Annotated in this window: 4 protein-coding genes and 1 pseudogene; 3 read left to right on the plus strand and 2 right to left on the minus strand. The window is 70.1% G+C overall.

Going from position 1 to position 3,190, the window contains the following annotated elements:
- Both AC1D01_RS27010 and AC1D01_RS27015 read right to left on the minus strand, forming a co-directional pair.
- Nucleotides 1-657, minus strand: a 657-nt coding sequence (locus tag AC1D01_RS27010; RefSeq protein ID WP_477871867.1) for a hypothetical protein, incomplete at its 3' end; no start/stop codon positions are given.
- Nucleotides 658-663: 6 nt separating this feature from the next.
- Nucleotides 664-1,842 (minus strand): response regulator, encoded by a 1,179-nt coding sequence (locus tag AC1D01_RS27015; protein WP_477871869.1) that lies wholly within the window; start codon nt 1,840-1,842, stop codon nt 664-666.
- Between the two features lie 221 nt (nt 1,843-2,063).
- Here AC1D01_RS27015 and AC1D01_RS27020 point away from each other — a divergent pair, with 221 nt between their 5' ends.
- The 3 genes and pseudogenes from AC1D01_RS27020 to AC1D01_RS27030 all read left to right on the plus strand — a co-directional run.
- Complete coding sequence (locus AC1D01_RS27020) at nt 2,064-2,519, plus strand: spore coat protein U domain-containing protein (protein ID WP_477871871.1); 456 nt, start codon at nt 2,064-2,066, stop codon at nt 2,517-2,519.
- Between the two features lie 13 nt (nt 2,520-2,532).
- Entirely contained in the window at nt 2,533-3,000 is a 468-nt protein-coding gene (locus tag AC1D01_RS27025; RefSeq protein WP_477871873.1) for a hypothetical protein, read from the plus strand.
- Nucleotides 3,000-3,190: pseudogene (locus AC1D01_RS27030) on the plus strand (fimbrial biogenesis chaperone); the annotation flags it as partial. The gene AC1D01_RS27025 and the pseudogene AC1D01_RS27030, both read left to right, overlap by 1 nt.

Here is a 3,190-nt window from a genome sequence, read left to right on the forward strand (position 1 = left end):
GAGGTGGGTCGCGCGCTCGCGCGCCCAGCCGACCAGGCGCTCCAGCCCGCGCGCATGGCGGCGCATCAGCAGCCCGAACACCATGCCGCCGGACAGCGAGATCGCGACGAACAGCACGCCCAGCACGCCCACCACGTAGCGCACCGTGGTGTCGGCCGGACGCAGGCTGACGGTGGCGGTGAGCAGGCCGTCGCCGCGCGGCAGCGGCACCCAGCTGCGCAGGTGCGTGCCGTCGACCATGCGCCAGCCGGGGCGCAGCGCCGCACCGGACGCGGTGTCGAGCGGCAGCGCCGGCGGGTCGCCATCACTGCGCACGACGCGGGTCTCGCCCTGCGCCGACAGCACGACGGCGTTGAGGTAGGTCGGCGCTTCGAGGTGGTTCTGCAGGCTTTGCCGCTGGRCCGCCGCCTCGAACTCGCTGCGCGGCAGGCCGCCGAGGTCGAGCGCCAGCCCGCGCAGGCGGCTCAGGCTGATCTCGCCGGCCACCTGGTGCATCGCCGATTCGACATAGCCGAACGACACGACGCCCAGCACGACGAGCACGGCCGCGAGCGTGGCGGCGTGGATCACCAGCACCTGCGTCGCGAAGCCGCGCCGGCGAAACCAGTCGACGAACCGCGCCGCGGGTGGGCGGCGCGGTTGCACCAGAGTGTCCATGATGGGTCAGATTAGAGTCATCGGCGTCGTCTTTGCAAAGGGCTCGGCCATCTCGAAGTACTGCTTGATCGTGAGAAGTTGGTCGGAAGCATCGGTCAATGCGCTGACGATGGCCGGGTCGAAGTGCGTGCCGGCCTGCGCGCCGATCTCGCGGATCGCGAGGTGCAGCGGCCAGGCCGCCTTGTAGGGCCGCTCGCTGCTCAGCGCATCCAGCACGTCGGCCACCGCGACCAGACGACCCGACAGCGGGATCTCGTGGCCGCGCAGCCCCTGCGGGTAGCCGCTGCCGTCGAAACGCTCGTGGTGCGACAGCGAGATCTCGGCGCCGAGCCGGATCACCGCCGACGACGAGTCGCGCAGCAGCTCGAAGCCGAGCGTCGGGTGCCTGCGCATCAGCGTGCGTTCCTCGTCGTTCAGGCTGCCGCACTTCTGCAGCACCGCGTCGGGCACGCCGACCTTGCCGATGTCGTGCAGCGGCGCGGCGGCCACCAGCATCTGCGCCTGGGTCAGGCTGAGCCCGTAGCGGCGGCCGATGACGGCCGCGTAGTAGGCCATGCGCTCGGTGTGCTGCCCGGTGTTGCGGTCGCGCAGCGACGCGATGCGCGACAGGTGGCGCAGCGTCGACTCGTCATCGTCGGTGAGCTCCGCCTTCTGCTCGTACTGCGCGAGCAGGCCCCAGCCGCCATGCGATGCCGGCCCCTCGCGGCCGGCATCGGCCTGCAGCACGCGGTCGAGCACCGGCGCCGCCAGCAACGGTGCGGCCATCTCGAACGGCGCCTGCGCGCCGCTCAGCAGGCTCCTGACGCGGCCCAGCAACTCCTCGCCGGTCAGGTCCTTGGACAGCACGTCGTTCGCCCCGGCCTCCATCGCGCGCGGCCGCAGGGCCTCCAGCGACTGGCCGGTGAACATCACGATCGGCAGCTTGCGCGCCGGCGGGTAGTGGCGCAGCGCCTCGATGAAGCGGATGCCATCGATCTGCGGCATGCCGTAGTCGACCAGCACCAGGTCCGGCAGCCGGTAGTGGCAGGCCTGCAGCGCCGGCCAGGCACTGCGGAACACCGTGACGTTGCGGAAGCCCCGCGTGTTCAACAGCTTCTGCATGCGGACACCGACGACCGGGTTGTCGTCGACGACGCAGATGCGTGGCACGAAGGGCGCGAAAGGAAGGGTGCGTGGCGTGTTCATGCGATCAGTCTGGCAGAAAGATCGACAAAAATCGATTGCGGTTTTTGTGATTTATTTGCCTCCAACACGCCAAACCACCCCCTCATTCAGGGGGGGTGCTCCTCACAACTGGGGACGGAAATCTACCATGGCAAACATCGGGATTGCGAGGGCTTGCATGATGCATTCGACTTAATCACAATAATCACCGCAAACACCACTTTCACAACGGAGATGCATTCATGAAGAACATCCTGATCGCCGCCCTGCTCGGGCTTGGACTGGCGGCCCATGGCAGCGCATTCGCGGGCAGTGACGCGAAGAGCTTCAACGTCTCGGTCAGCCTGACGCCGGCCTGCCTGCTCAGCGCCGTCGCCCCGGTCTTCTTTACCTACACCGGCATGCAGGCCACGGCTGCCGTCGTTAACGGCGGCAGCTTCACGATCCAGTGCACCGAAAACCTGCCGTACAGCTTCTCGCTGGACGCCGACGTTGGAGGCTCCCCGGGGACGTACGTAGACTCGGTCACGCAGCTCAACTACACGCTGACCGCGCCGTCCAACGGCGCCGGCGACAAGCAGAGCCACTCGCTGTCGCTGAACCCGACGATGCCCGCCAACCAGCCAGGCTCCTGCCCGGCGGGGAATGTCTGCAACAACGGCGCAGGCACCCTCCGCACGCTGACGGTCACCTACTGAGCACGGCGAGGCCATGCATGCCCACCCGCGGGTCGGATCGCTGCGCCGCCGGCACGGCCGCGCGCCGCATTGGCACGTGCTGGGCGGCGTGTGCGCCGCGCTGGCCGGCGGCACCACGTTGCCTGCGCGCGCCGGCTCCGCCGAGGCCAGCTTCGCGGTCCACATCGCACTGACGCTGCCGGCCGGCTGCAGCAGCAGCATCGAGCGCTCTGCCGGCGGCGCGCGCGTCACGCTCACCTGTGGCGCCAACCTGTTCGTCAACGTGCGGCCGGTCATCGTGTCGGCGGCAGGGAGCGGGTCGGCCGGCTCGGCGCACGGCGCGGCCACTCCATCAGGCGGCCCCGCCCCCTCGGCCGATGGCGCGGCCGAGACCGTGTCCTGGGTGCTGTCGCCCGACGGCACGCCCGACGCGGACGACGCGCTGCCGCAGCCGGTGCAGGTGGCCGCCGGCCGCGCGCTCCAGATGTGGATGATCTTCTGATGCGGCCGCCACGCGCGCCGGCCGCGCTGCTCGTGCTGTCGTTGCTCCTGTTCGCGCTGTGGGCCGTCCCCGCCGCCGCCGGCGTCTTCACGATCTCGCCGGTGCGGCTGCACATGGGTCCGCGCGACCGTGCCGTCGCGGTCGCCCTCGGCAACGACGGCGACTCGCCGCTGGTGCTGCAGGCCGAGCT

Source organism: Rhizobacter sp. P3_B12, assembly GCF_056402895.1.

Coding starts and splice junctions, on each gene's coding strand:
- AC1D01_RS27025 (WP_477871873.1), top strand. CDS start 2,533: ATGCATGCCCACCCGCGGGTCGGATCGCTGCGCCGCCGGCACGGCCGC.
- AC1D01_RS27015 (WP_477871869.1), bottom strand. CDS start 1,842: ATGAACACGCCACGCACCCTTCCTTTCGCGCCCTTCGTGCCACGCATC.
- AC1D01_RS27020 (WP_477871871.1), top strand. CDS start 2,064: ATGAAGAACATCCTGATCGCCGCCCTGCTCGGGCTTGGACTGGCGGCC.